The sequence below is a fragment of the Marinobacter litoralis genome (assembly GCF_016427555.1).
GTDB classification, from domain to species: Bacteria; Pseudomonadota; Gammaproteobacteria; order Pseudomonadales; family Oleiphilaceae; genus Marinobacter; species Marinobacter litoralis_A.
In genome coordinates, this window is the sequence record NZ_JAELVS010000007.1 from 93,007 (window position 1) to 115,564 (window position 22,558).

The 22,558-nt window shown below is 55.2% G+C and carries 18 protein-coding genes; 3 read left to right on the forward strand and 15 right to left on the reverse strand.

The window, feature by feature from the left end; genetic code table 11:
* Window positions 1–5 precede the first annotated feature (5 nt).
* Window positions 6–932, reverse strand: a complete 927-nt coding sequence (locus JAO79_RS15280; RefSeq protein ID WP_199008088.1) for a histone deacetylase family protein — start codon at window positions 930–932, stop codon at window positions 6–8.
* 220 nt (window positions 933–1,152) lie between these two features.
* Between JAO79_RS15280 and JAO79_RS15285 the strand changes: the two genes are divergently transcribed.
* Window positions 1,153–3,897, forward strand: a complete 2,745-nt coding sequence (locus JAO79_RS15285) for a bifunctional acetate--CoA ligase family protein/GNAT family N-acetyltransferase (protein WP_199008089.1) — start codon at window positions 1,153–1,155, stop codon at window positions 3,895–3,897.
* 27 nt (window positions 3,898–3,924) lie between these two features.
* Here the strand turns inward: JAO79_RS15285 and rdgC are convergent, their stop codons facing one another.
* The 8 genes from rdgC to JAO79_RS15325 all read right to left on the reverse strand — a co-directional run bounded on the left by rdgC (window position 3,925) and on the right by JAO79_RS15325 (window position 9,752).
* The gene (gene rdgC / locus JAO79_RS15290) at window positions 3,925–4,851 is read right to left on the reverse strand and encodes a recombination-associated protein RdgC (protein ID WP_199008090.1); all 927 of its coding nucleotides are present in this window, start codon (window positions 4,849–4,851) and stop codon (window positions 3,925–3,927) included.
* A gap of 99 nt (window positions 4,852–4,950) precedes the next feature.
* A complete protein-coding gene (locus JAO79_RS15295; RefSeq protein ID WP_199008091.1) occupies window positions 4,951–5,151 on the reverse strand; it encodes a DUF2788 domain-containing protein in 201 nt (66 codons plus the stop codon).
* A gap of 44 nt (window positions 5,152–5,195) precedes the next feature.
* Window positions 5,196–5,969: a peroxide stress protein YaaA gene (gene yaaA / locus JAO79_RS15300; protein ID WP_199008092.1), complete on the reverse strand. Its 774-nt coding sequence runs from the start codon at window positions 5,967–5,969 to the stop codon at window positions 5,196–5,198.
* Between the two features lie 13 nt (window positions 5,970–5,982).
* Complete coding sequence (locus JAO79_RS15305) at window positions 5,983–6,216, reverse strand: glutaredoxin family protein (RefSeq protein WP_114333934.1); 234 nt, start codon at window positions 6,214–6,216, stop codon at window positions 5,983–5,985.
* A complete protein-coding gene (locus tag JAO79_RS15310) occupies window positions 6,216–6,968 on the reverse strand; it encodes a YciK family oxidoreductase (RefSeq protein ID WP_199008093.1) in 753 nt (250 codons plus the stop codon). The genes JAO79_RS15305 and JAO79_RS15310 overlap by 1 nt, the downstream gene beginning before the upstream one ends.
* 65 nt (window positions 6,969–7,033) lie before the next feature.
* Window positions 7,034–7,699, reverse strand: coding sequence for an HAD family hydrolase (locus JAO79_RS15315; RefSeq protein ID WP_199008094.1), 666 nt, complete (start codon window positions 7,697–7,699; stop codon window positions 7,034–7,036).
* Window positions 7,689–8,405: a bifunctional 2-polyprenyl-6-hydroxyphenol methylase/3-demethylubiquinol 3-O-methyltransferase UbiG gene (gene ubiG, locus JAO79_RS15320; RefSeq protein WP_199008095.1), complete on the reverse strand. Its 717-nt coding sequence runs from the start codon at window positions 8,403–8,405 to the stop codon at window positions 7,689–7,691. The genes JAO79_RS15315 and ubiG overlap by 11 nt, the downstream gene beginning before the upstream one ends.
* A gap of 18 nt (window positions 8,406–8,423) precedes the next feature.
* Window positions 8,424–9,752 carry a TRZ/ATZ family hydrolase gene (locus tag JAO79_RS15325; RefSeq protein ID WP_199008096.1) on the reverse strand — a complete coding sequence of 443 codons (1,329 nt, stop codon included), beginning with the start codon at window positions 9,750–9,752 and terminating at the stop codon, window positions 8,424–8,426.
* Between the two features lie 170 nt (window positions 9,753–9,922).
* Between JAO79_RS15325 and mtnA the strand changes: the two genes are divergently transcribed.
* Window positions 9,923–10,981: an S-methyl-5-thioribose-1-phosphate isomerase gene (gene mtnA, locus JAO79_RS15330; protein ID WP_199008097.1), complete on the forward strand. Its 1,059-nt coding sequence runs from the start codon at window positions 9,923–9,925 to the stop codon at window positions 10,979–10,981.
* On the opposite strand, the gene JAO79_RS15335 is transcribed toward mtnA, so the two are convergent.
* From JAO79_RS15335 to JAO79_RS15355, 5 genes are all read right to left on the reverse strand, one after another.
* The gene (locus JAO79_RS15335) at window positions 10,970–11,734 is read right to left on the reverse strand and encodes a helix-turn-helix domain-containing protein (protein WP_199008098.1); all 765 of its coding nucleotides are present in this window, start codon (window positions 11,732–11,734) and stop codon (window positions 10,970–10,972) included. The two genes, mtnA and JAO79_RS15335, sit on opposite strands and share 12 nt — an antisense overlap.
* A gap of 4 nt (window positions 11,735–11,738) precedes the next feature.
* Window positions 11,739–13,913: a carboxy terminal-processing peptidase gene (locus JAO79_RS15340; protein ID WP_199008099.1), complete on the reverse strand. Its 2,175-nt coding sequence runs from the start codon at window positions 13,911–13,913 to the stop codon at window positions 11,739–11,741.
* 241 nt (window positions 13,914–14,154) lie between these two features.
* Window positions 14,155–16,305: a 3-hydroxyacyl-CoA dehydrogenase NAD-binding domain-containing protein gene (locus tag JAO79_RS15345; protein WP_199008100.1), complete on the reverse strand. Its 2,151-nt coding sequence runs from the start codon at window positions 16,303–16,305 to the stop codon at window positions 14,155–14,157.
* Window positions 16,306–16,332: 27 nt separating this feature from the next.
* Window positions 16,333–17,541, reverse strand: a complete 1,209-nt coding sequence (locus JAO79_RS15350) for an acetyl-CoA C-acetyltransferase (protein ID WP_199008101.1) — start codon at window positions 17,539–17,541, stop codon at window positions 16,333–16,335.
* 192 nt (window positions 17,542–17,733) lie between these two features.
* A complete protein-coding gene (locus JAO79_RS15355) occupies window positions 17,734–20,199 on the reverse strand; it encodes a DUF349 domain-containing protein (protein ID WP_199008102.1) in 2,466 nt (821 codons plus the stop codon).
* Window positions 20,200–20,341: 142 nt separating this feature from the next.
* Between JAO79_RS15355 and JAO79_RS15360 the strand changes: the two genes are divergently transcribed.
* A complete protein-coding gene (locus JAO79_RS15360; protein WP_199008103.1) occupies window positions 20,342–20,839 on the forward strand; it encodes a regulatory protein RecX in 498 nt (165 codons plus the stop codon).
* Here JAO79_RS15360 and mltF read toward each other — a convergent pair.
* Window positions 20,836–22,365: a membrane-bound lytic murein transglycosylase MltF gene (mltF, locus tag JAO79_RS15365; RefSeq protein WP_199008104.1), complete on the reverse strand. Its 1,530-nt coding sequence runs from the start codon at window positions 22,363–22,365 to the stop codon at window positions 20,836–20,838. The two genes, JAO79_RS15360 and mltF, sit on opposite strands and share 4 nt — an antisense overlap.
* Window positions 22,366–22,558: the final 193 nt, after the last annotated feature.

The window sequence follows — 22,558 nt, forward strand, 5'->3', positions numbered from 1 at the left end:
TTCCCTCAGTAGACAGCGTCCAGTACGTCCAGGTGAGCCGTTACGCTTTCACCGAGCGCCTTCAGATGGTAGCCGCCTTCCAGCGTTGAAATCACCCGATCATTCGCGTGGTCACTGGCGACACTTACAATCATTTCCGTCAGCCAGCGGTAATCTTCGGTTTCCAGATTCATTTCGGCCATCGGGTCCAGCCTGTGGCCGTCGAAGCCTGCGGATACCAGCACCAGCTGCGGCCGAAAATCCTGCAGCTTTTTCAGCCAGGTTGACTCTACTCGTTTGCGATATTCGACGGACGAACAATTGGCTTCGATCGGCGCATTGATGATGTTGTCGGGTTGGCGGTGCACATGGCTATGGGGGTAGAGCGGGTGCTGAAAACTGGAACACATCATAATGCGTTCGTCGCCACCAACGATGTCGGCGGTGCCGTTTCCTTGATGAACATCAAAATCGATGATGGCAACCCGTTCCAGCTGATGAAAATTCAGTGCCCTCAACGCCGCCAGCGCAATGTTGTTGTAGAAGCAAAAACCCATGGATTTCGTGCGTTCGGCATGATGCCCCGGGGGTCTTGCACAAATAAATGCGTTGGTCACCTGACTGCTCATGACCATATCAACGGCTTGCACGTTTCCGCCGGCGGCTAGTCTGGCAGCTCTCAAGGTGTCTGGCATTAACGAGGTATCCGGGTCGGTAAATACCCGGCCCCGAGTGGGTGCCATCAGGTCAAGTTGTTGCAAGTAAGACTCGGGATGGACCAACAACAGCTGATCACGAGTGATTTCTTCCGGCCGAACCCAATCGAGCTTCTGTTGAAGTTCGGTCTCGGCAATGTGTGCCAAAATGCTTTGAATACGCTCAGGGCTTTCCGGGTGCTCGGGGCCCATGTTGTGTTTCAGGCAATCATCGTGGGAAAAAAATGCGGTGGTCATACTGAGGGTCTGAGCCTGAGTCTGGTTACTATTTGTGTCATGTTAACAAGGATGTGTGGCGGATGTGGGCTACTTTCGTCTAATAAGTCGTGGCTTGTTGGTGCATATACACGATTTACATCAGGAAATACCGATCTAAGATAAGGTATACATTGATAAGTAACCTGTTTTATTGAGAATCTTATCCACGTTGCCATCATCTGGTTCAGGGAGAATTCTATTGAGTACCCGTTATCTGGAAAGTCTGTTCAACCCTGAATCGATCGCTGTGATCGGTGCCTCCGAGCGGGCGGACAACCTGGGCGGTATGGTACTGCGGAACATGTTAGGTGGCGGCTTCCCGGGCCGTATGGTAGTGGTCAACCAGAACGATTACGACAACGTTCATGGTGTGCCTTGTGTTGCCAAGGTCTCGCAGCTGGATTTCATTCCAGACCTGGCCATTGTGTGTACTCCGCCTCACACAGTTCCCAAGATGATTCGTAAGCTGGGCGAAAGCGGGGTGCGCACAGCCATCGTGATGACCGGTGGTATGTCTCGTACCCACAGTAAAACCGGTCAGCCGTTGATGTATTCGGTGCGTGATGCGGCAAGAGAAACCGGCATTCGAGTGTTGGGGCCAAACACCATTGGCCTGATGGTGCCGGCCAGGCACTTGAACGCCACCTATGCTCACATGGGCGCCATTCCCGGCCGAGTGGCTTTTATCGGCCAGTCAGGCACGATCGCCAGCTCCGTTCTTGATTGGGCATTCGCTCGCGGTGTGGGCTTCTCGTACTTCCTGACGCTGGGCGATGGTATGGACATCGACCATGACGACCTGATTGATTATCTCGCACAGGACAGCCAAACCCGGGCCATTCTGTTGCACATCGAAAGCATACCGAATCCCCGCCGGTTTATGTCTGCCGTGCGAGTCGCATCCCGCACCAAACCAGTGATTGCGGTTAAATCCGGCCGGGTACCGGAATCGGAATGGATTCCTCATGATCTTCCGGCCGGCGTGTCTCATAGCGATCCGATCTACGATGCCATGCTGCAGCGGGGCGGTGTGCTCCGGGTTGACGGGCTCGGGCAGATGTTTGATGCATTGGAAACGCTCACCCGCATGCGGCCTTTAAGGCGGGAGTCCCTGGCGATTATTGCCAATGGTGTTGGCCCTGGCGTATTGGCGGTTGACCGGCTGTCCCATTTGGGGGGCGAATTAGCTGAATTGTCCGAGACAACGATTGAAGAGTTAGGGAAGTTGTTGCCTCCCTATTGGACTCGCAAAAATCCCATCGATTTGAACTACGATGCCACGCCGGAGTTGTACGCCCAAGCAGTCAAAATCCTTGCGAAAGACCCGAACATTGCCAACGTACTGGTGATGTACGCTCCCACTCTGGTTCAGGACAGCCTTCAGATTGCCGATGCTGTGGTTCAGGCATCAAAAGGTACGCGGCTTAATATTTTTACCTGTTGGTTAGGCCAAAGCACGGTGATGGATGCTCGAGATGAGTTTTATCGTGCAGGCTTGCCATCGTTCTTCAATCCCGAGAAAGCCGTCAACGCGTTTATGCAGCATGTGAAGCATCAGCGGGTGCAGCGGCTGTTGAGCGAAACACCGGAATCGTTCACCGATCATTTCGCGGACAGGGCGAACACGCGTTCGCTGGTGGCCAAGGCGCTCCGTGATGGCCGTAAACATCTATCCAGTCGCGAAGCGCGCCAGGTGATTCGGGACTATGGCATCAATGCAATAGAAACCGTGTACTGCGATGACGTTGAAGAGGTGCTGGAAATTTTCGCGGTGGAGCGGCGGCCCATTGATTTGACCATTGTGCACGAGCAAGTCTGCTATCCGTTTCTCGATCTGACGCCGACCCAGCGCCGCTATAAAGGCACCATCAAAAATCTGAACAGCGAGCAGGCCATCATTGATGGCAGCCGGTTCCTGATTGATGAGTATGAAGAGCATTTTCCCAATAGTGGATTCTTGGGATTTGCGATGCAGCATTCCTATCAACACGTGGGGGGCATAGAGTTCAGTGTCGGCATCACCCGGGATGAAGTGTTCGGCCCTCTCGTGGTGTGTGGAGCGGCGGGCGCGCAGATCAATATTACGACCGACCGGCAAATTGCATTGCCGCCCCTGAACATGGTGCTGGCTCGAGAGCTCCTGCGCCGTACCTATATGTACAAGTTGTTGAAAGAGCACAGCTTGCGGCCCCAGGAAGACATTCGGGCAGTGTCCGAAACGCTGGTGAAGCTGTCACAGATCGTCATCGATATTCCGGAAATTAGAGGGTTGGAAATTTCACCGCTATTGTTCAATGAGCAAGGCGCCGTTGCCGTCAGTATCGCGGTGGATCTGGATGACAAGCCAAGTCGGCCGATTATTCAGGCGTACCCACGGGAGCTTGAAGAGTGGATTGTGCTACCCAAGTCGGGCCGGCGTGTGATTATTCGCCCCGTTCTGGCTCAGGATGAGCCGGCGCATCGGGCGTTCCACGAATACCAGTCACCAGAATCGATCCGCTACCGTTTCTTCCAGTATCGCAAACATTTCTCCCGAGAAGACGTCGCCCAGATGGTGCAAATCGATTACGACCGGGAGATGGTGTTTATTGCAAATGCCAAAAAAGAAAACGGAGAGGACGAGGAAACCCTTGGCACGGTGCGCGTATGGACCGATGCCGATAACCTTCGCAGCGAGTTCGCGGTCATGGTTGATGACCGAATGAAAGGCGAGGGATTGGGCGTAGCATTGATGCAGAAAATGATTGAATACTGCCGAAGCCGGGGCACCATGGAGATGGTCGGGGACGTGTTGCCCGAAAACCGGCCGATGCTCCAGCTGGCTGAACATCTTGGGTTTGATATCAAGTTCAACCCCGTGGAAGAGGTGATGGACTTGAGGTTGGTGCTGAATGAGCCCGAAAAAGACTGGCAGAAAGAAAGACTGAACAAGCGCGGGGGCTGACCCCCGCCGGTTTCGGGTGTTTGTTGATCAGTCTTCGACAATGGCGGAGCGGTCTTCACCGCCAAGGGCTTCCAGCAGGCCCGGAATCATGCGCGACAGTTCCAGTGTCATGATGGTAAACGCCGCATCGAACTTGGCCACGGCATCGTCTACGTCAACGTCGTCCAGCTGCTCCTGCAGTGTTTCCCCAAACTTCAAACGGCGAATGCCTAACTCTTCGTCAAGAACCAGATGCACGTTGTTGTCCCAGGTAAGTGCCAGTTTGGTGACTTGCATGCCGGTTTCCAGGTGATTGCGGATCTCGTCGGCCTTTAGGTCCAGGCCTTTGCAACGCACAACACCGCCGTCTTCGGACGGGTCTTTGAGTTCGCATTCATTACCTAATTCAATCGTGGCGGGAAGATCGATTGTTTCGGTAAGCCAGCCGGTAAAGGTAAACGCTGGTGCTTGCTCAACCACAGGCGGCCGTACAGGTAGGGATCCCAGCGTTTTTCTGAGGGTCGAGGCGAGGTCTTCCGCCTGTTTAGCGGAACCGGCATCGACCACCAACACGCCGTCTTTTGGCGCCAGATAGGCGTAGCAGCGGCGATTGCGGGAAAAGGCCTGCGGCAGCATTTCCAGCATCACTTGTTCTTTGATTTCGTCCTTTTCTTTGCGGCGAACCTTCCGGCTCTGCTCCAATTCAATAGCCTCGGCACGCTCTTCTACGGCCTCTTTAACGACCGGGCCGGGTAAAATCTTTTCTTCTTTGCGAAGGGCGATCAGGTGATAGCCGTTGGCGCTGTGGACCATTAGCTCGCCGTGCTTGCCAAGCGGCGGCACCCACCCCTGACGCGTGGTTTCTTGTGGGCCGCAGGGCTTGAACGCATCGGCTTGCAGCTTTTCTTCCAAGGCTTCGGCCGTAATGTCGAAGGGTTTGGTAAAACGGAAAACTCGGGCGTTACGAAACCACATGGGGTTTATATCCTTGCTAATTGATAAAGGCGTTTCTGGAAAAGGGAAGGGATGATACGGCTACCGGCGGGCAGCCGTAAAGTTACTGGCAACGCATGTTTAGATTTGCAGGATTTCAACCAGTACGGTTTTTACGATAAAGCCAACCACGCCCGCGCCCAACACGGTGAATAGTGCGATGGTGCCGAACTTGCCAGCCTGGGATTTTTTGGCGAGATCCCAGACGATAAAACCCATCCAGCCAATAAGGCCCGTCAGAAGCACCGCCATGGCGATCTGGGAAAAAACAGCTTCGTTCATGTTTGCTCCGATATCAACAGAAATGTACGAGTGAAAATCTTGGTTTAACTTTGTTCGTCACGCAGGAAAACCCAGTTGTTTTTATCGGATTGTTCTTCACTGAAAAAATAGCCATCCAGGTCAAAGCCTTTGAGGTCTTCGGCCTGCGTGATGCGGTTTTGAATGGCGTAGCGGCACATCAGGCCGCGCGCTTTTTTGGCATAAAAACTGATGATCTTGTACTTGCCGTTTTTGAAGTCTTTAAACTGAGGGGTGATCAGCTGGCCCTGCAGATTCTTCTTTTGAATACTCTTGAAGTATTCATTGGATGCGAGATTTACGAGCACCTGATCGTCTTTCTCCAGCAGTATGTTCAGGGCTGAGGTTAGCTTGTCTCCCCAGAAGGCATAGAGATCTTTGCCGCGTTGGTTCTCAAACTTGGTGCCCATTTCAAGACGGTACGGCTGCATCAGGTCCAGCGGTTTGAGCAACCCATAGAGGCCAGACAGCATGCGCAGGTGCTTTTGCGCAAAGATGAAGTCGTCTTCGCTGAAGCTTTCCGCGTCCAGACCAGTGTAAACATCACCTTTAAACGCCAGAATGGCCTGGCGCGCGTTCTCTGGTGAAAAGGGGGTGTGCCAATTACGGAAACGGTCAGCGTTGAGCTGGCCCAGTTTATCGCTGATGCTCATCAGGTTGCTGACCTGATGCGGCTCGAGTTCCTTCAGTTGATCAATCAGCTCGCACGCATCGTCCAGGTAATCTGGCTGGGAATAGGTTTCCGTAGCCAGAGGGCTTTCGTAGTCCAGAGTTTTGGCAGGAGAGATGACCATCAACATAATCGTGGATCCTTTATTGCAAAAACGTGAGTAGCTGGGCTTGAGTGAAGGGCCAGCCAAGTTCCGTACCCGTGTCTTGTCGGCGCAGAACCGGAATGCGCGTGCCGTAGCGTTCAACCAAAGCTTCGGATTGTGCGATATCCACCACGTCCACGGGAATGGGTTCCGGCATTGGGGTATTCACCAGAAGTGCTTCGGCCAGTTCGCACAGGTGGCAGTTAGACGTGGTGTAGAAAATCAGTTCCATCAGTTTTTCGGCTGCGCGTCAATTTGCTGGCCATTCACACCTTCGCTGTCTTTACCCATCAGGTAGAGGTAGATAGGCATGAGTTGCTCTGGCTCCGGGTTCTTCTTCGGATCTTCCGCCGGGTAGGCAAGCACCCTCATCCCTGTGCGGGTTGCACCCGGATTCAGGCTGTTCACGCGAATGTTATTGCGTTCATCGTCCAGCTCATCCGCCAGCAATTGCGAAAGCCCCTCAATGGCGAACTTGGAAACCGCGTAGGCTCCCCAGTAAGCGCGTGCCTGGCGGCCAACCCCGGATGAGGTAAAGATCATGGAGGCGGCATCGGATTGCCTGAGCAGAGGGATCATGGCCCGGCTGAGCATAAACGGTGCGGTGGCGTTAACCTGCATGACTTTGTTCCACGTTTCCGGATCGTAAAGCTCGACGGGACTGCGAGCCCCCAGAATGCCGGCATTATGGAGCAAACCGTCGAGCCGCCCGAAGTTTTCTTCGATGGTCATCGCCAGTTCTTCATAGTCTTTCATGGCAGCGCCTTCGAAGTTCATCGGCACTAGCGCGGGCTGAGGGTGCCCGGCGGCTTCGATCTCATCGTACACTTCTTCCAGTCGGGACAGAGTGCGGCCAACCAGAATGACGGTGGCACCGTGAGCTGCGTAGGCTTTTGCCGCCGCGCGGCCGATGCCGCTGCCAGCTCCGGTAACCATGACAATGCGGTCTTTTAACAGATCGGCGGGTGCCTGGTAATCATGCATAAGCTGTCTCCGATATCGGGCAATTACCGGCCACGCATGGGCCGGCTAATGAGCTAATTTGAGCGCTATTGTAACAGCTTTGCCAAGTCGCTGACGGTGTCGGCGATGGCATCGGCTTGCCACAGATCAACCGTTTCCGGTTCTTCAATGTAGCCGTATCGCACGGCGATGGTGTACATGCCTGCGTTGCGACCGGCCTCTATATCGCGCACGTGATCGCCAACGTAGATAGCCTGACCCGGATCAGCGTTGATTTCTTTGCAGGCAAGGAACATGGGTTCCGGATGGGGTTTGCGCTCGTTGACGTGATCCGGGCAGATCAGGGTCGCGCAACGCTCCTGCAAACCCAGTGCCTCGATCAGCGGAGCCGCAAATCGTACCGGCTTATTGGTAACAATGCCCCAGGGAATGCCTTTGGCTTCAAGCTCCAGAAGCAGTTCGTTCATGCCGGCAAACAACGTGGTTTCTACCGCGACTCCTGCTTCGTAGAGATCCAGGAAAGCGGTGTGCTTATCCAGATAGCCCTCGTGTTCAGGCTCCAGATTAAAGCCAAGGCGCACCATGGCCCGGGCGCCGTTTGAGACGGATCGCCGAATATACTCGGGCGGTAATGGCTCCAAATCGTGTTGCTGCCGCAATTGGTTCAGGCAGCGAATGAAGTCTGGCGCGGTGTCAATCAGCGTGCCGTCCAGATCGAAAAGTACCGCAGACGGTTTTTGCTCAGTCTTCACGAATATCCTTGGCGTGCATCAGGTAATTAACGTCCACATCACGGCCAAGCTTGTAACTCTTGGTGATGGGGTTGTAGGTCATGCCGGTGAGCTCACGGATGTCCAAGCCGGCCTGGCGCAAATAATCGGACATCTCCGAAGGACGGATGAACTTGCTCCATTCGTGGGTGCCCCGGGGCAGCATGTTCATGATGTATTCGGCGCCAACAATGGCGAACAGGAACGATTTGGGGTTCCGGTTGATGGTAGACACAAACAAATGGCCACCCGGGCGTAACATGGCGGCGCAGGATTTGATCACCGAAGCGGGGTTCGGTACGTGCTCGAGCATTTCGAGGCAGGTTACTGCGTCGTACTGGCCGGCATGTTCAGGATCGTTGGCCAGAGTCTCGATGGTGGTCTGGCGGTAGTCAACTTTTACGCCGGATTCCAAACCATGCAGTTTGGCCACCTGTAGCGGAGCCTCGCCCATATCAATTCCGGTTACGTGTGCGCCACGAAGAGCCATGCCTTCGGACAATAAACCGCCACCGCAGCCGACGTCGAGTACGCGTTTACCGGCGAGCGACACGCGCTCGTCGATGAAGTTCAGGCGCAAGGGATTGATGTCATGCAGTGGTTTGAATTCGCTGGTTGGGTCCCACCAACGACTGGCGAGGGCCTCAAACTTGGCGATCTCGTTTTGATCTACGTTCTGGTTGCTCATGCTTGCCCCTGAGAAAGATTAACTGAGAATATGTTTTTGCCAATCGCGAACCCGCAGCATCAGGTCCGGGACATCAATTCGGGTTAAGCGGCCATCCTGCAATTGAGGCACGCCGTGAATCCAGCTGTGGCTTACGGCCCGGCCGTGGTTGCTGTAAACAAGATGCGAAGCCGGGTCGTAAACGGGTTGGATGAACGGGTCACTAAGGTCAACGGCGATCAGGTCAGCCAGTTTGCCGGCGACCAGTGAACCGAGTTCCTGGTCACGGCCAAGAGCCCGGGCGCCGTTCAGGGTCGCCATTTCCAAAGCCTTATGAGCTGATAAGGCGGTGGCATCGTCGGCAACGGCTTTGGCCAACATGGCGGCAGTTTTCAGTTCACCAAACAGGTCCAGGTCGTTGTTGCTGGCTGCGCCATCGGTGCCGATGGTGACGTTCAGGCCTTGGTTGATCAAGGTTTGAACCGGGCACATGCCACTGGCGAGCTTCAAATTAGACTCGGGGCAGTGAACGATGTGGCCACCAGTGTTCGCCAGCAGTTCGAGGTCCGCTTCATTGAGCTGGGTCATGTGTACGTATTGGCTGTTCTGACTGAGCACGCCGAGCTCCGCCATGCGAGCAACCGGCCGTTTGCCTGTTAACTTTAAAGCCTCGTCTACTTCAAACGCGGTTTCGTGCAGGTGCATCTGAATGGCTGCGCCGGTTTGCTGAGACAGCTCCACCGCCGCCGTTAAAGGCTGATCCGAAACCGTGTAGGGGGCATGGGGGCCAATGGCAGGCATAACAAATTCATCTTCACGCCACTGAGCAATCAGGTCGGCGCCTTTTGCCAGATACTCGTCCGGGCCGGAACCCCACATTGTGGGCATGTCCATCAACGGGAAACACACCTGCGCGCGCATGCCCGTGTCATGAGCAGCCTGGGCGGTGGCTTCCGGGAAAAAGTACATGTCGGAAAAGGTGGTGGTGCCGGTGCGTAGCATCTCCGCCATCGCCAGTCGGCTGCCATCCAGAACAAACTGCTCGCAGACAAACTGTCCTTCGGCGGGCCAGATGTGTTCGTTCAGCCAGGTCATCAGAGGCAGGTCGTCGGCCATGCCGCGGAACAGTGACATCGCGGTGTGGCCATGCAGGTTGATCAAGCCGGGAAGGACGACGTGATTCGGAAGATCAATAGTCTCCCGTGTGCGAAATTTCTGGTCTGCATCCGCTTGGGGTAGCACGGCGGCAATCCGACTCCCTTGAAGTATGACGGCCTGGTGTTCCAGTACAACGCCAAAAGGTTCAATCGGAATCAGCCAGCGAGCGTTGATCCGGGTATCGGCTGCGATGATGGTATTTGCCGTCATTAACCTGCCTTGGAGGGTCGGGGGCACAGAGTCTGTATGCCGGGAAATTCAACTGGGAAGTATAGCGAGCCGCTACCTGCAGAACTACCCCGCTTGTGGTGCCAATGAAGGTATAAACCCACAACTAACGCGTTATACTGCGCTTTTCAGGCGCGCAACTGGAGTAAACGATGACAGATTCCTCCCCCCAACGATCTTTGGGTACGCAACCGGTACGCTGGCACGGCGACAGATTAGAGCTTTTGGATCAACGGCTACTGCCGACCGAGGAGCATTGGATTACGGCACAAGGCGCATCTGCGGTTGCTCAATGTATTACGGATATGGTGGTTCGGGGCGCACCGGCTATCGGAATCAGTGCGGCTTACGGCGTTGCTTTGGCGGCGCGTCATGCCGGTGGCAGCGAGAATTGGCAAGCGGAAGTGAAGAAGGCGATTGATGAGTTAGCGCAATCGCGGCCGACAGCGGTGAATCTGTTTTGGGCGCTCCAGCGAATGGAAAAGGTCTTTCGGGATTGTTCGGCGTTGGACGAGGCGGTCGAGCGATTGGCTGCCGAGGCGGTTCTGATCCATCGAGAAGACATTGCTGCGAATTTGGCCATGGCAGATCATGCGCTCGAGGTCATGAATCCCCAGCAGGCCATAGGGGTTTTGACTCACTGTAACACCGGCGCCCTGGCAACCGGAGGGTACGGCACTGCTCTGGGTGTTATTCGCCGCTTGCACGAGCGCAACCTGCTGGAGAAGGTGTATGCCGATGAAACTCGGCCCTGGTTACAGGGCAGCCGCCTGACCGCGTGGGAACTTAGCCGCGACGAGATACCGGTCACCCTGAACGCCGACGGTGCGGCGGCTGCTATTCTGGCCAGTGGTAAAGTGCGTTGGGTGGTGGTTGGGGCAGACCGGATTACCGCCAACGGTGATGTGGCCAACAAAATTGGTACCTATAGCTTGGCTGTCCTGGCTCGCTACCACGGTGTTGGGTTTATGGTGGTTGCGCCGTCCAGCACGGTGGATATGGAGTTGCCGGAGGGGGCGCAGATTCCCATTGAAGAACGGGAAGGAAAAGAGGTACGGGAGATTCGTGGGATTCCTCTGGCGCCCACCGGCGTGGACGTGTTCAACCCGGTCTTTGATGTGACGCCCGCCAACCTGATTGACGCGATCGTGACGGAAAAAGGCGCAGTTCGAAAGCCAGATGCCGCCGGTATGAAAGCGTTATTTGCCTGACGACCGATCGGAGCCGTCAGAGTCGCGGGATTGAAGGCCAGCTTTCAGTTCCGCTACTTCCATTTCTTGCTGTTCGATAAAGTGCATCGACATTTCAAAGCTGTTTCGGGTGAATTCCAGTACCTTTTTGAAGCCTTCGTCTGACAGGTTTCGAGCGTTGTCATGACGGCGGAAGATGTTGATGAATTCACGCTCCCGTTCGAACTGCAAGGGAATGCGGCCGATGCCCCAATCGTTCAATATTTGCCAGACCTCGGGGTTATAGTTCCGGGTAGTGCGCATGATGAAAGGGATGGGGTCGTTGCGGGCAACCAGTGCCGCAAACCGCAAGATCAGCTCGAAGGAGAGGGTGGCGGTGCCGTTTTCGATGGCTTCCAGCAGCGATTTGTCTTTAAGGTTCAGTGCCTCGCTCATTTCGGACAGCGTCAGGCCCGCGACTTCCCGAATGTCTTTAAGGGATTGGCCTGTGGCCAGCATCGCCCTCAGTTGATCCTGCGAATTGACCAGAACCTTACCTACTTTTAGCGAGGTATCGGTGGCACGGGCACCGAGTTTAAGAGCCGAGCCGGTGAAGCCGACAATACGATCCAGAATCCGGTCAGAGGACTTGGCCCGTGCATCGGGCGCTGGTGTCAGGCTTTCGGCTTCTTCCATGGAACGCATGGCGTGCAGCGCATCCAGCAGCATGCTCTGGAACACCTGCGCCTTTTTATAACTGTCGCGCTGACCTCCGGAAGGAGCCTTGTCGGGCATGGCTTCAGGGTACCTCTGTTTTGGCTGCAAACTGCGTGGGCGCGAGGATAGAGGCCATGCGCTGATCTAATTCCAGTAGATCTGCCATGATGTGGCCGCCCTCACGGATGACAAAATCCAGCTCGTCGTCGGTTTTGTCCGGATCTGCAACTTGCGCGTCCTGCCAGTCTTCAAGTTCTTCCAGCGTTTCGAACGGGGCTTCTCCGCGAAGTTCACGACGTGCGTTGGCGATGGTCAGGCGTGTGCTTTCGATTTGATTGTGATGTGCTGTCCGCTCGTCAAGATTGAGGCTAACGTAGTCAATCTGACGCTGCTGGGTCAGGAAGTCGATTTCCTTTTGCAGCAAGCTGAACTCCGGGCTGGCATTGAACCGGTCGTCGTGCCGTGTCCGAAGCTCGTCGATAATGCCGCTGAAATCGAAGTATCGGGTGTGTGGCACGGCCTCGATCTGGTCCCAGGGCAGGGCGTGGTCAAGGGCGTCCTCACCAATTCTCGATTTATCGATGCGTGACGGTATTTCGATGTCAGGAATCACGCCTTTGTGTTGGGTTGATCCGCCGGACACCCGGTAGAACTTGGACTGGGTGATTTTAAGCTGACCGTGGTTCAGCGGCCGAACAGCCTGAACGGTGCCCTTGCCGAAGGTTTGCGAGCCTACCACCAGGCCGCGACCGTAGTCCTGAATGGCACCGGCAAAAATTTCAGACGCTGAGGCGCTCATGCGGTTAACCAGGACCACCAACGGACCATCATAGGAAACGGTCGGATCTCTATCGTCCAATACCTGAACGTCGTTGTTGGCGTTACGAATTTGCACCGTTGGGCCTTTGTCGATGAACAGGCCCACGAGGTCGTTGGCTTCATGCAGCGCGCCACCGCCGTTGTTGCGCAAGTCCATGACAATGCCATCGACACCGTCTTGTTTCAGTTCCTCAATCAGTCTGCGAACGTCTCGGGTGGTGCTCTTGTAGTTCGGGTCGCCGGCTTGCATGGCCTGAAAGTCGGCATAGAAGGTCGGAATGGTGATGACGCCAATGTTGTAGGTGGCACCACTGCGATCCAGTTGAATGATGTCTTTGCTGGCGCTCTGTTCTTCCAGTTTCACCTCATCGCGGCTGATGGCAATGCTGCGGGTGATGGTCTCATCCGAAGCGTTCGCCGGGATAACTTCCAGCGTTACGATGGAGTTGCGAGGGCCGCGAATCAGGTCAACTACCTCATCGAGGCGCCAGCCAATCACGTTCACCGGTTTCTCGTCTTCCTGGGCGACGGAAACAATGCGGTCTGCAGGTTGCAATTGGCCTTGCTTGGAGGCGGGGCCTCCGGGAACCAACCGAACCACTTTGGTGTATTCGTTATCGGATTGCAGAACCGCGCCAATGCCTTCTAAAGACAGGCTCATGTTGATATTGAAATTCTCCGAGGTGCGCGGAGAAAAGTACGAAGTGTGCGGATCCCACATGCCGGTAAACGCGTTCATGTAGGCCTGAAAAGCGTCCTCGCTGCGGGCTTGATAGGCGCGTTTGAGCTGGCCTTCGTAGCGGCGCATCAATGTTTCTTCGATGGCGTCGTCATCGGCACCATTCAAACGCTGAGCCAGCACCGCGTTTTTAATGCGTTTGATCCAGAGCGTGTCCAAGGCCGCTTTGTCGGCCTCCCATGGAGCTTCTGATCGATCAACGCGGATTTTCTCGTCGGTACTGAAATCCAGTTCCGATACGCCCGCCTTGATGATTTCTTTGGCAAATTTCAGGCGTTCTATAATGCGCTGTTGGACCAGGTTATAGATATCGAAACCGGGTTGCAGCTGTCCGGTTTTGAGTGCCGAGCCCAAACGGCCTTTGACCTTGCTGAGTGCGTCAATATCTTGTTGTGTGAGATAAATACGCTGGCTGTCTAGGTAGTTGAGGTACGCGTCGAAGACGTCCCCTGAGAGTTCATCACTGATGCCGAGGTCGCGGAAATGAGTGAACTGCAACTGGCGGGCAATAAGAATATTGGCCCGAGCCTGATCAATGGTCGGTGACACCGGTTGATAGGTTGCTGGTTCTTCAATCTTTGCGTGTAGTCCGGATAAACCGGGAACAAGCAGCGCAAGGCCTAACGCGGCACTTAGTCCGGCAACTTTCAGAAAGGAGGACCGATGGTTACGCGTGGCGGCATTTTCCGCAATGGTCATATAAACATACCTGGCGATACTGGGTTGTTTTATGACTGCCGAGTAAATTGGCAGTGTTATTACCCGTGATTAGTCAATTTATTGTAGGCAACTGCTACATTCGTTGCCATAGGCTAGCGGTTTAGCTTAGTGACAATATGTCCATATAGGTTGCAGTGCGGTAAAAAATCGTGGGCTGAAAAAAGGCAGGCAATCGAAAGATAGGGAAACGACCGGAGGAAGAACCTCCGGTCGGAAGGGCTTACGCGAATATTTCGTTCTTCTCGGCTTTTTCCAGTAACAGGGCGGGTGGTGTGAACCGATCACCGAATTGAACTGTCAGCTCCTGAGCGCGTTCTGCGAACTTACGCACACCGTACTGGTTCACGAACTGAATAGCGCCACCGGTCCAGGGGGCGTATCCAATACCGAAGATGCTGCCAATGTTGGCGTCTGCTACCGTGCGGAGAACGCCTTCTTCCAGACAGCGGATGGTTTCAATCGCTTGGATGAACAGAATGCGGTCTTTCAGATCCTGCAGCTTAACCTTGCGTGCCTCGTCTTGATCGACATACAGGTTTTCAAGTTCTGGCCAAAGGTGTTTCTTGCCTTTCTCAGGGTATTCATAGAAGCCGGCACCAGCGGCTTTGCCTTTGCGGCCGTGGGTATCAACCATGGCATCGACGATGGCTTCAGCCGGATGTGGCTGCCAGGTTCGGCCGGCAGCTGCCGCATCTTTCTGTGCTTCGGCGCGCACGTGTTGTAACAGCGTCAGGCTCACCTCGTCAGAAATCGTCAGAGGGCCAACCGGCATGCCGGCCAACAGTCCTGCGTTTTCGATGCTGGCGGGATGAATGCCTTCGGCCAGCATGCCGATACCTTCATCAACGAAGGTGCCGAACACCCGTGAGGTAAAGAAACCGCGGCTGTCGTTTACGACGATGGGGGTTTTGCCGATCTGTTGCACGTAGTCAAACGCACGGGCCAGGGTTTCATCGGAGGTTTTTTCGCCCACAATGATTTCCACCAGTTGCATCTTGTCCACCGGTGAGAAGAAGTGCAGGCCGATGAAATTATCGGGCTTGGCGGAGGCTTCTGCCAACTGCGTGATGGGGATGGTCGAGGTATTGGACGCGAAGATGCCGTTGGCGGCCATTTTCGGCTCGGCTTCCTGAGTGACCTTGGATTTCAGGTCGCTGTCTTCAAAAACGGCCTCGATGATGAGGTCACAGTTCTCCAGATCATCCGCTGATGCGGTCGCAGTGATGCGACTCAAGATGGCTTCTTTTTCGGCTTCGGTCATTCGGCCACGGCTGACTTTCTTAGCCAGTAGCTTTTCGGAATAGCTTTTGCCTTTTTCGGCATTTTCAACCGATACATCTTTCAGTACTACCTCGATGCCACGGATGGCGGTGGAATAAGCAATGCCGGCACCCATCATGCCCGCACCCAGAACCCCCACTTTCTTGAAGGATGCCTTGTCAACGCCCTCGGGACGACTACCGCCGGCTTTGATGGCGTTCAGCTGGAACCAGAAGGTGTTTGTCATGTTCTTGGCGACTTGGCCGGTGACCAGTTCGGCAAAGTAGCGGGTTTCGATCAGACTACCGTTGTCGAAATCTACTTGCGCACCTTCTACGGCCGCTGCCAGGATCCGCTCCGGTGCCGGGTAACAACCTTTGGTTTTCTCACGCAGCATCGCCGGCGCGATGGACAGCTTCTGCGCCATTGCCGGGTGGCTCGGCGCCCCGCCAGGCATTTTGAAGCCTTTTTTATCCCACGGCTGCTCGCACTTGGGGTTGGCTTCGATAAAGGCTCGTGCTTTGCTGAGCAGTTCCTCGTGCGAGGCCGCCAAGTCATCAATAATGCCGGCCTTCAGAGCTGCCTTTGGAGCCAATTTTTTGCCTTCCATGAGCAGCGGGAAAGAGGCTTCCAAACCGATCATTCGCGGCAGGCGCTGGGTGCCGCCACCGCCGGGAAGCAGGCCGAGGCTGACTTCGGGCAGGCCTAACTGAATGCTGTCGTTGTCCAGAACAACCCGGTGATGACAGGCCAGAGCGATTTCGAAACCGCCACCCAGAGCTGAGCCATTAATGGCGGCAACCACGGGTTTTCCGCAGGTTTCGAGAATTCGCATGTTGGCCTTCAGGCCATCAACCATGTCTTCGAATTCTTTGGCTTGTTCGCGGGTGACCTGGTGGATTTCGTTCAGATCACCGCCGGCAAAGAAGGTTTTCTTGGCGGACGCGATGATGATGCCTTTGATGTTGTCCAGATCCGCCTGCACCTTTTGGGCCGTCACGGTCAGAGCGGTCCGGAACTCACTGTTCATGGTGTTGGCAGACTGGCCTGGCATGTCGATGGTCAGGGTGAGAATCTGGTCTGAACCCAGGTCGTACTTGATAGCTGTCATGGTCTGTTCCTTATTGTGAAAGTGGGTTCAAACGCGTTCGATGATGGTGGCAATGCCCATGCCGCCGCCGACACACAGCGTGGCCAGGCCGTAGCGGAGTTCCCGGCGCTCAAGTTCATCGAGGAGGGTGCCGAGAATCATGGCGCCGGTTGCCCCCAGAGGGTGGCCCATGGCGATGGCGCCGCCGTTTACGTTCACTTTCTCGTCCGGAACGGACAATTCTTTTTGGAAGCGCATTACAACGGAGGCAAAGGCTTCGTTTACTTCAAACAGGTCGATGTCGTCGATGGACAACCCGGCTTTTTCCAGAGCCTTGCGAGCAGCGGGTGCAGGGCCGGTCAGCATGATGGTGGGGTCGGTGCTGGTCACGGCCGTGGCGACAATGCGGGCTCGCGGCTTAAGGCCGAGTTCTTTTCCTTTGGTTTCGCTGCCGATCAGCAGGGCTGTTGCGCCATCTACAATGCCTGACGAGTTACCGGCGTGGTGTACGTGGTTGATCTTCTCGACGTAGTGGTATTTTTCGCGGGCAACGCTATCGAAGCCCATCTCGCCCATCATCTGGAAAGACGGTTTGAGGCCGGATAAGGACTCCACTGTGGTGTTGCTGCGAATGAATTCGTCGTGATCCAGAATGGTGACGCCGTTTTGGTCGGTCACCGGTACGATTGATTTTGTGAAATAGCCGTTCTCCCATGCATTGGCGGCTTTCTGTTGGGAGCGCACCGCAAAGTTATCAACATCTGCGCGACTGAATCCCTCGAGGGTGGCGATCAGATCGGCGCCGATGCCCTGCGGCATGAACCCGGTTTCGAGGTTGGTGGCGGGGTCAGTGGCCCACGCGCCGCCGTCAGAGCCCATCGGTACGCGGGACATGGCCTCGACGCCTCCGGCAACAACAAGATCTTCCCAGCCCGAACGCACTTTCATGGCTGCGAGGTTCACCGCTTCCAACCCAGACGCGCAGAAGCGGTTGAGCGTGACACCCGCTACTTTCTCATCCCAACCAATGGCAAGCGCGGCGGTCTTGGCGATATCGGCGCCCTGATCACCGACGGCGGTCACACAGCCCATCACAATGTCATCAACCTGCGCGGTATCGAGGTGATTACGCTCCCGCAGGGCTTCAAGCACAGAACCTAGTAGAGTGATGGGTTTGACGCTGTGCAGTGAACCGTCTTTCTTGCCGCGTCCGCGTGGGGTTCGGACTGCATCAAAGATATACGCCTCGGTGGACATGCTCGTTCCTCTGTTCGTTGTTGTATGGAATACGTCAGTCATCTAACCATAGCCGTAATAGTGTGTGAGGAGTAATGACAGCGGCTGCCAATCCGATTGACCTTTTTGCTCAGGAAAAGCCTTGCCGTAGAAACAAAAAATCCCTGACCGGATTGCCGTTCAGGGATTTAGAAGGGAGCTAGAAAGTTGAGGTCAGCTGGCTTGTGTCAGGCTGGTTAGAGCCTGGCTCAGGCGCTCTGCGTTCTCGTGCGAAGTGTCTTCGACTTCCGGATGCAGGCACCAGAGTGCCACCAGCTTCTCCAGCTCTTGGGTGGGAGAGGCGTTGTCGGTGCTGCCCATGCCATCGCTCAGGCGTTGAACCTGAATCTCCATCCGGCGCGCTTGGTCTTGATCAGGGGTTGGTGCCCCGGTCAGGATTTCTGCCCGGATAGCAAGGTCTCGGCCGTTGATCGGGCCGGAGGCTTTAGTCAGATCAAACCAGTGCTTGGGTGCGGCTTCGTGCGATAGCTTCTGCTGAACTTTGTCGCTGATGAGAGCTTGCCAGGCTGCGATAGTCTTCTGGAATTTCTTGAGCTCCGCTGCCTGGTTGATCTTTTGTTTAAGCTGCTGAACTTGCTCTTTAACCGCTGGGGACAAAGGTTCACCTGACAGCGGCTGGATGGCTTGGCGGGCTTCATCCACAAGCGCCTCATCCGCATCGGCACCAATGCTCTCAAACTTGTTTAAAACTGCCTGAGCGTTTTGATCGGCCCGCTGGCTGGCCTGTTGTTGCTCAGTACGCTGGGCCTCACGGCGGGCGAAAATTTGGTCGCAGGCCTTGCGGAATGCTTGCCACATCTTTCGGTCTTCGCGGTGCCGTGTAATGCCAATGCTGGTCCATTCCGATTGCAAGGATTTTGCTTGATCCATGGCTTCTTGCAGAGGCTCATGATCAATTAGCGCTAGGGCCCGCTCTACAATCGACTGCTTCAGGGCCTCGTTTTTTTTGCGTTCCTCATCCAATGGCTGTTCCAGTCGTTTGAGTAATTCATCGAATTGCTTCTGCACAGACCGGTTGTTCCGGAAGTCTACCGGCCAGGCTTCTTTCCACTCCTGTCTTGCAGTTTGGTAGATGCGTTCGATGGCTTTCCAGTCAATAGCTGTCCAATCCGCGTTTTCCAGGAAATTGGACAGCTCATCGCAAATCGCCTGGCGTTTATCCAGATTGGCCTGCTTCAGGTCGGACTTGGCTTCAAAATAGGCCTTACAGGGTTCGTACGCCTGATCGGACGCGGCTTTGAAACGGGTCCAAAGAGTTCGGTCAGAAGAGCCGCCCAGGTTGCGCCATTCGCCTTGCAGCTCCTTGATACGCTCAGCCTTGGCTTCCGGGTCCATCGGCTGTTCAGCAAGATACTCCATTTGCTCGCACAGGGCGATTTGCTTGGGTTCGGTTGCAAAACCTTGCCAGTCGCTCAGCTCCCGGAATTGGCCAGTCAACAACTGCATGCGTGCTTGAAGGTTTTTCCGGTGGGTGTGGTCCAGCTGTTGGTAAAGATTTTGCGCAGTTTTGAACAGCTGTTTGGATTCTTTGAATTGGCGAGCTTCAAGGGCGGCTTCCAATTCTGGCAACGCGGCTTTCAGATTGCTCGCGATCTCCAGCTGTTTTTCGCGCTGACCCTCGTTTTGCTTGGGTGCTTGCCGTTTGCCCGTGAGCTTCCGTACCTGAACCAGGGAAGCCGGCTGAGGAAGATCCGCCGGCCATTCCATTTGCTGGAGCAATTCGGTTGCTTGTGTTCGGTGTTCGTTTGTAGCTTCGCCGGATTCAGCCGCTTGGGCCAGGGTGGTCAAAGTGTCCTTTTCTTGTGCCAGCCAACGAACGGCGTTCAGATAGCTGCGGAGCGCCTGCATCAGTTGTTCGTAGGTTTTCTGCTCGCTTTTCTCAACGGCAGTGTCTCGTGTTGCTTCCAGCCAACGGTTCTCTTGTGTTTTCTGGAGAGCATCAAGAGAAGACGGGGAAGGTAGATCATGCGCGTCTTGCTGCTTCATACCCGCGAGGGTGTTCTGGAGCAATTCGAGCGTTTCGGCACGCTGGCGCGCCTGTTCTTGCTGGCGAGCTTCTTCCTGCTGGGCCTGTTCAATTTGCTGCAAGCGCTTCTGGCACTCGTGCACGGCTTCCAGAAAGAGTTGCGATTGCTCAGAGCTGGCATCGTCTTTGACCGCCCGCCATTGGTCTTGTAAAGCGTCGAGGCGGGCTTTGAACAGTTTGGTGTTTTCACTGTTAGCCTGATCCCTGGCTTGTGCTACCAGGTCATTGAGTCGCTGGCGCTTCGCCGCTTCCTGAGCTTGCCGTTCACGTAAACCCTGCAGCGATTGCCGAACGGTCTGATACACGCTTTTATCCCGGCCTTTCGAGTTTTTCTGAACCTGTTGAAGCAATGCTTCGTCTTGCAGCCCTTTGGCTGCTTCAAGCCTGATGGACGCGGTAACACCCTCTATGGCCAGCGTTGCCAAAACCGATTGCTCAGGGCTGCTTGCAAGCTGGTGTTGCTGAGCTTCCCGAAGTTCGTTGCGTTGGTCTACCTCGGCCGGCTGTTTTGCTTCAGGCTTAACTTGAGGGTTGGAACTGGCGGTCGCTTTTGTCTTGCGGGACTTGAACAGTTTCTGAATAAATGCAGCCATAAAAGGTATCCTTCGGGATTGAGACCAGTCTGCGGTGGCGGCAGAGTGCCCACCACCGGCCATCGGCATGATTAAGATGCCGGATAGTTGAAACATTGGGCGCTAGTCTAGCGTTTAGCTGGCGCATGCGGGAAGGGGCTGTATGGGAAAAGATTCAAAACACGACGATCCGGAATATAAAGCCCGCTCGGCAGCGTTGCGCTTGTTGGCGCGCCGGGAGCACAGTCGTCAGGAGCTTTCGTTGAAGTTGCGGCAAAGGCAAATCGAACAGCCACTGATTGACCAAGTGCTTGATGAGTACGAAGAGGAAGGTTGGTTGGATGACTACCGCTTTGCGGATGTTTACAGTCGTCAGCGCATGGATGCTGGCTATGGCCCGGTACGCATTACCGCAGAACTGCAGCAACGAGGCGTTTATTTTCGCCCGGCGAGCCTTGAGGAAAAGAGTGATGCGGATTGGGTGAGGGCTGCGGCGGAGTTGCGCGAAAAGCGTTTCGGGCTTACTCGGTTAAGCGACGACCTGGATGAGAAACTGCGGCAGGCAAGATTTCTGGCCCGTCGCGGTTTTTCGTCCGCTCAGGTGGAGCGAGCGCTACAGCTCGACGATGCCGAGCAGCTTTGGGGTGGTGATGAGCTCTAAAGCGTAGGCGGTATCACGCTGAGTTCAGGGGGAAGGGCTGCCCTGAGATCTTGTCCGGCATTCGGCGAGGCCGACTCGGAATCCACGGCGTTTGCGATTTGATTGGTGTTGTCCAGCGTCGGGGGTTGCTCCGGCAGAGCAGGCTTTTCGCTGTCGAGCGCCGGAACCCTTGCCAGCACGTCGTAGTAACGGCGGATATTTTGGACGTAAGTGACCGGCTCGTGCCCTCGGGCATAGCCGAAACGGGTCTTCGAATACCACTCTTTCTTGGCGAGCAGAGGCAGGAATTCTTTTACATCCAACCAGCGATCGGGGTTGCGGCCGGCAGATTCGGTCAGTCTTCGTGCATCCTCCAAGTGGCCGTAGCCTACGTTGTAGGAGGCCAGGGCGAACCAGGTGCGATCGGGTTCGGGGATGCGGTCCGGAATCCGGTCATGCACCATGCTGAAATAGCGAGCGCCCCCTTTGATACTTTCTTCAGCATCGAGACGATTGTTGATGCCGATGTATTTGGCCGTCGTTCTGGTAAGCATCATCAGCCCGCGAACCCCGGTGGGTGACACCGCGTTGGGTCGCCAGTGGGATTCCTGATAACCGATGGCAGCCAGCAGCCGCCAGTCCATGCCGATTTGTCTGGCGTGGCGTTCAAACAAGGCTTGATATCGAGGCAGTCGATTTTCCAGGTGGTGCATGAAGGTGCGAGCGCCCACGTAATTCAGCCGATCCAGATGCCCGTAAAAACGTTCTGCCAGTTGAGCTTTCGAGCCATCTTCGTTTGCCCGCTCCATAAACAGGCGGGCTGCATTGGCGAGCGTTTCATCTTGTTGCGGTGGGAACAGCCAGACGAGTTCTTGTGGCTCGTTCAAAGCAAAGGCTTCTTTTACCATCGGGAAGAATACGTGGTTGAGGTCGAGTTCGTTCGAAGCGATAACGGCGTAAGGCAACTCACCTTTATTGACCTTTTCCAGCAATCCTTCGGCATCCAAGCCAGGATGTACGCGGGTTTCCGGCCTCAGGTCGCCGGCGGCGACATCGATAACGTGTTCATGATTGCTGTCGGCTAGCAGATGTAAGGTCTGGCCAGACAAATCTGCAATCGAGTCGGGTGCCGGGTGATCCCGATGATAAACAACAATGGACTGTGCATTAATGCCCGTCGGGACCGGGTGAAATTCCGCAGCGAAATCGGGTCGATTCACCAAACCCGCCAAACCGATATGGGCGTAGTTGCGCTTTAGTACGGAGAGGATTTCGGAATTGTCTTTCGCGACACGAACCCGCAGTTCAACGCCCAACTCATCGGCGAATCGACGGGCAAGTTCGTAGTCGTAGCCGGTAGCGCCACCCTCGTCTTCGTAATAGACAGATGGGGCAGTACGGGTAATTACGTGCAACACCCCTTCGTTCTTTACTTCTTGCAGTGTGCTGGGTTGAGTGCATCCGCCAGTGACCAGAAGAGTGGCCAGCGCCAGCGCGAATACAGCACGACTACCTTGAAACTTTTTGATGATCTGTGACAAATCCATGCGCTCCGCAAAGCCCAATATTCAGGAAACTGCGTGACTTAAGCCACTTGCCTGTCGTTTGATGCCTCATGCATTCCTTGCATACATGTGATGATCTCGTCTTGCGCCCTCGCGGTCAATCAGCGCAGATACTCAATCCGTAAAACCGGTCCAATTATACACTGGCAAAAGGCACCAGCTTACCCTGTATCCT

Bases quoted from the DNA above. Each gene is read 5' to 3' on its own strand.
- JAO79_RS15295 (WP_199008091.1), bottom strand. From the start codon at position 5,151: ATGAACGAAGCTGTTTTTTCCCAGATCGCCATGGCGGTGCTTCTGACG.
- ubiG (WP_199008095.1), bottom strand. From the start codon at position 8,405: ATGAGCAACCAGAACGTAGATCAAAACGAGATCGCCAAGTTTGAGGCC.
- JAO79_RS15305 (WP_114333934.1), bottom strand. From the start codon at position 6,216: ATGGAACTGATTTTCTACACCACGTCTAACTGCCACCTGTGCGAACTG.
- JAO79_RS15360 (WP_199008103.1), top strand. From the start codon at position 20,342: ATGGGAAAAGATTCAAAACACGACGATCCGGAATATAAAGCCCGCTCG.
- mtnA (WP_199008097.1), top strand. From the start codon at position 9,923: ATGACAGATTCCTCCCCCCAACGATCTTTGGGTACGCAACCGGTACGC.
- JAO79_RS15355 (WP_199008102.1), bottom strand. From the start codon at position 20,199: ATGGCTGCATTTATTCAGAAACTGTTCAAGTCCCGCAAGACAAAAGCG.
- rdgC (WP_199008090.1), bottom strand. From the start codon at position 4,851: ATGTGGTTTCGTAACGCCCGAGTTTTCCGTTTTACCAAACCCTTCGAC.
- JAO79_RS15310 (WP_199008093.1), bottom strand. From the start codon at position 6,968: ATGCATGATTACCAGGCACCCGCCGATCTGTTAAAAGACCGCATTGTC.
- mltF (WP_199008104.1), bottom strand. From the start codon at position 22,365: ATGGATTTGTCACAGATCATCAAAAAGTTTCAAGGTAGTCGTGCTGTA.
- JAO79_RS15325 (WP_199008096.1), bottom strand. From the start codon at position 9,752: ATGACGGCAAATACCATCATCGCAGCCGATACCCGGATCAACGCTCGC.
- JAO79_RS15340 (WP_199008099.1), bottom strand. From the start codon at position 13,913: ATGACCATTGCGGAAAATGCCGCCACGCGTAACCATCGGTCCTCCTTT.
- JAO79_RS15345 (WP_199008100.1), bottom strand. From the start codon at position 16,305: ATGACAGCTATCAAGTACGACCTGGGTTCAGACCAGATTCTCACCCTG.
- JAO79_RS15350 (WP_199008101.1), bottom strand. From the start codon at position 17,541: ATGTCCACCGAGGCGTATATCTTTGATGCAGTCCGAACCCCACGCGGA.
- JAO79_RS15335 (WP_199008098.1), bottom strand. From the start codon at position 11,734: ATGCCCGACAAGGCTCCTTCCGGAGGTCAGCGCGACAGTTATAAAAAG.
- JAO79_RS15280 (WP_199008088.1), bottom strand. From the start codon at position 932: ATGACCACCGCATTTTTTTCCCACGATGATTGCCTGAAACACAACATG.
- yaaA (WP_199008092.1), bottom strand. From the start codon at position 5,969: ATGTTGATGGTCATCTCTCCTGCCAAAACTCTGGACTACGAAAGCCCT.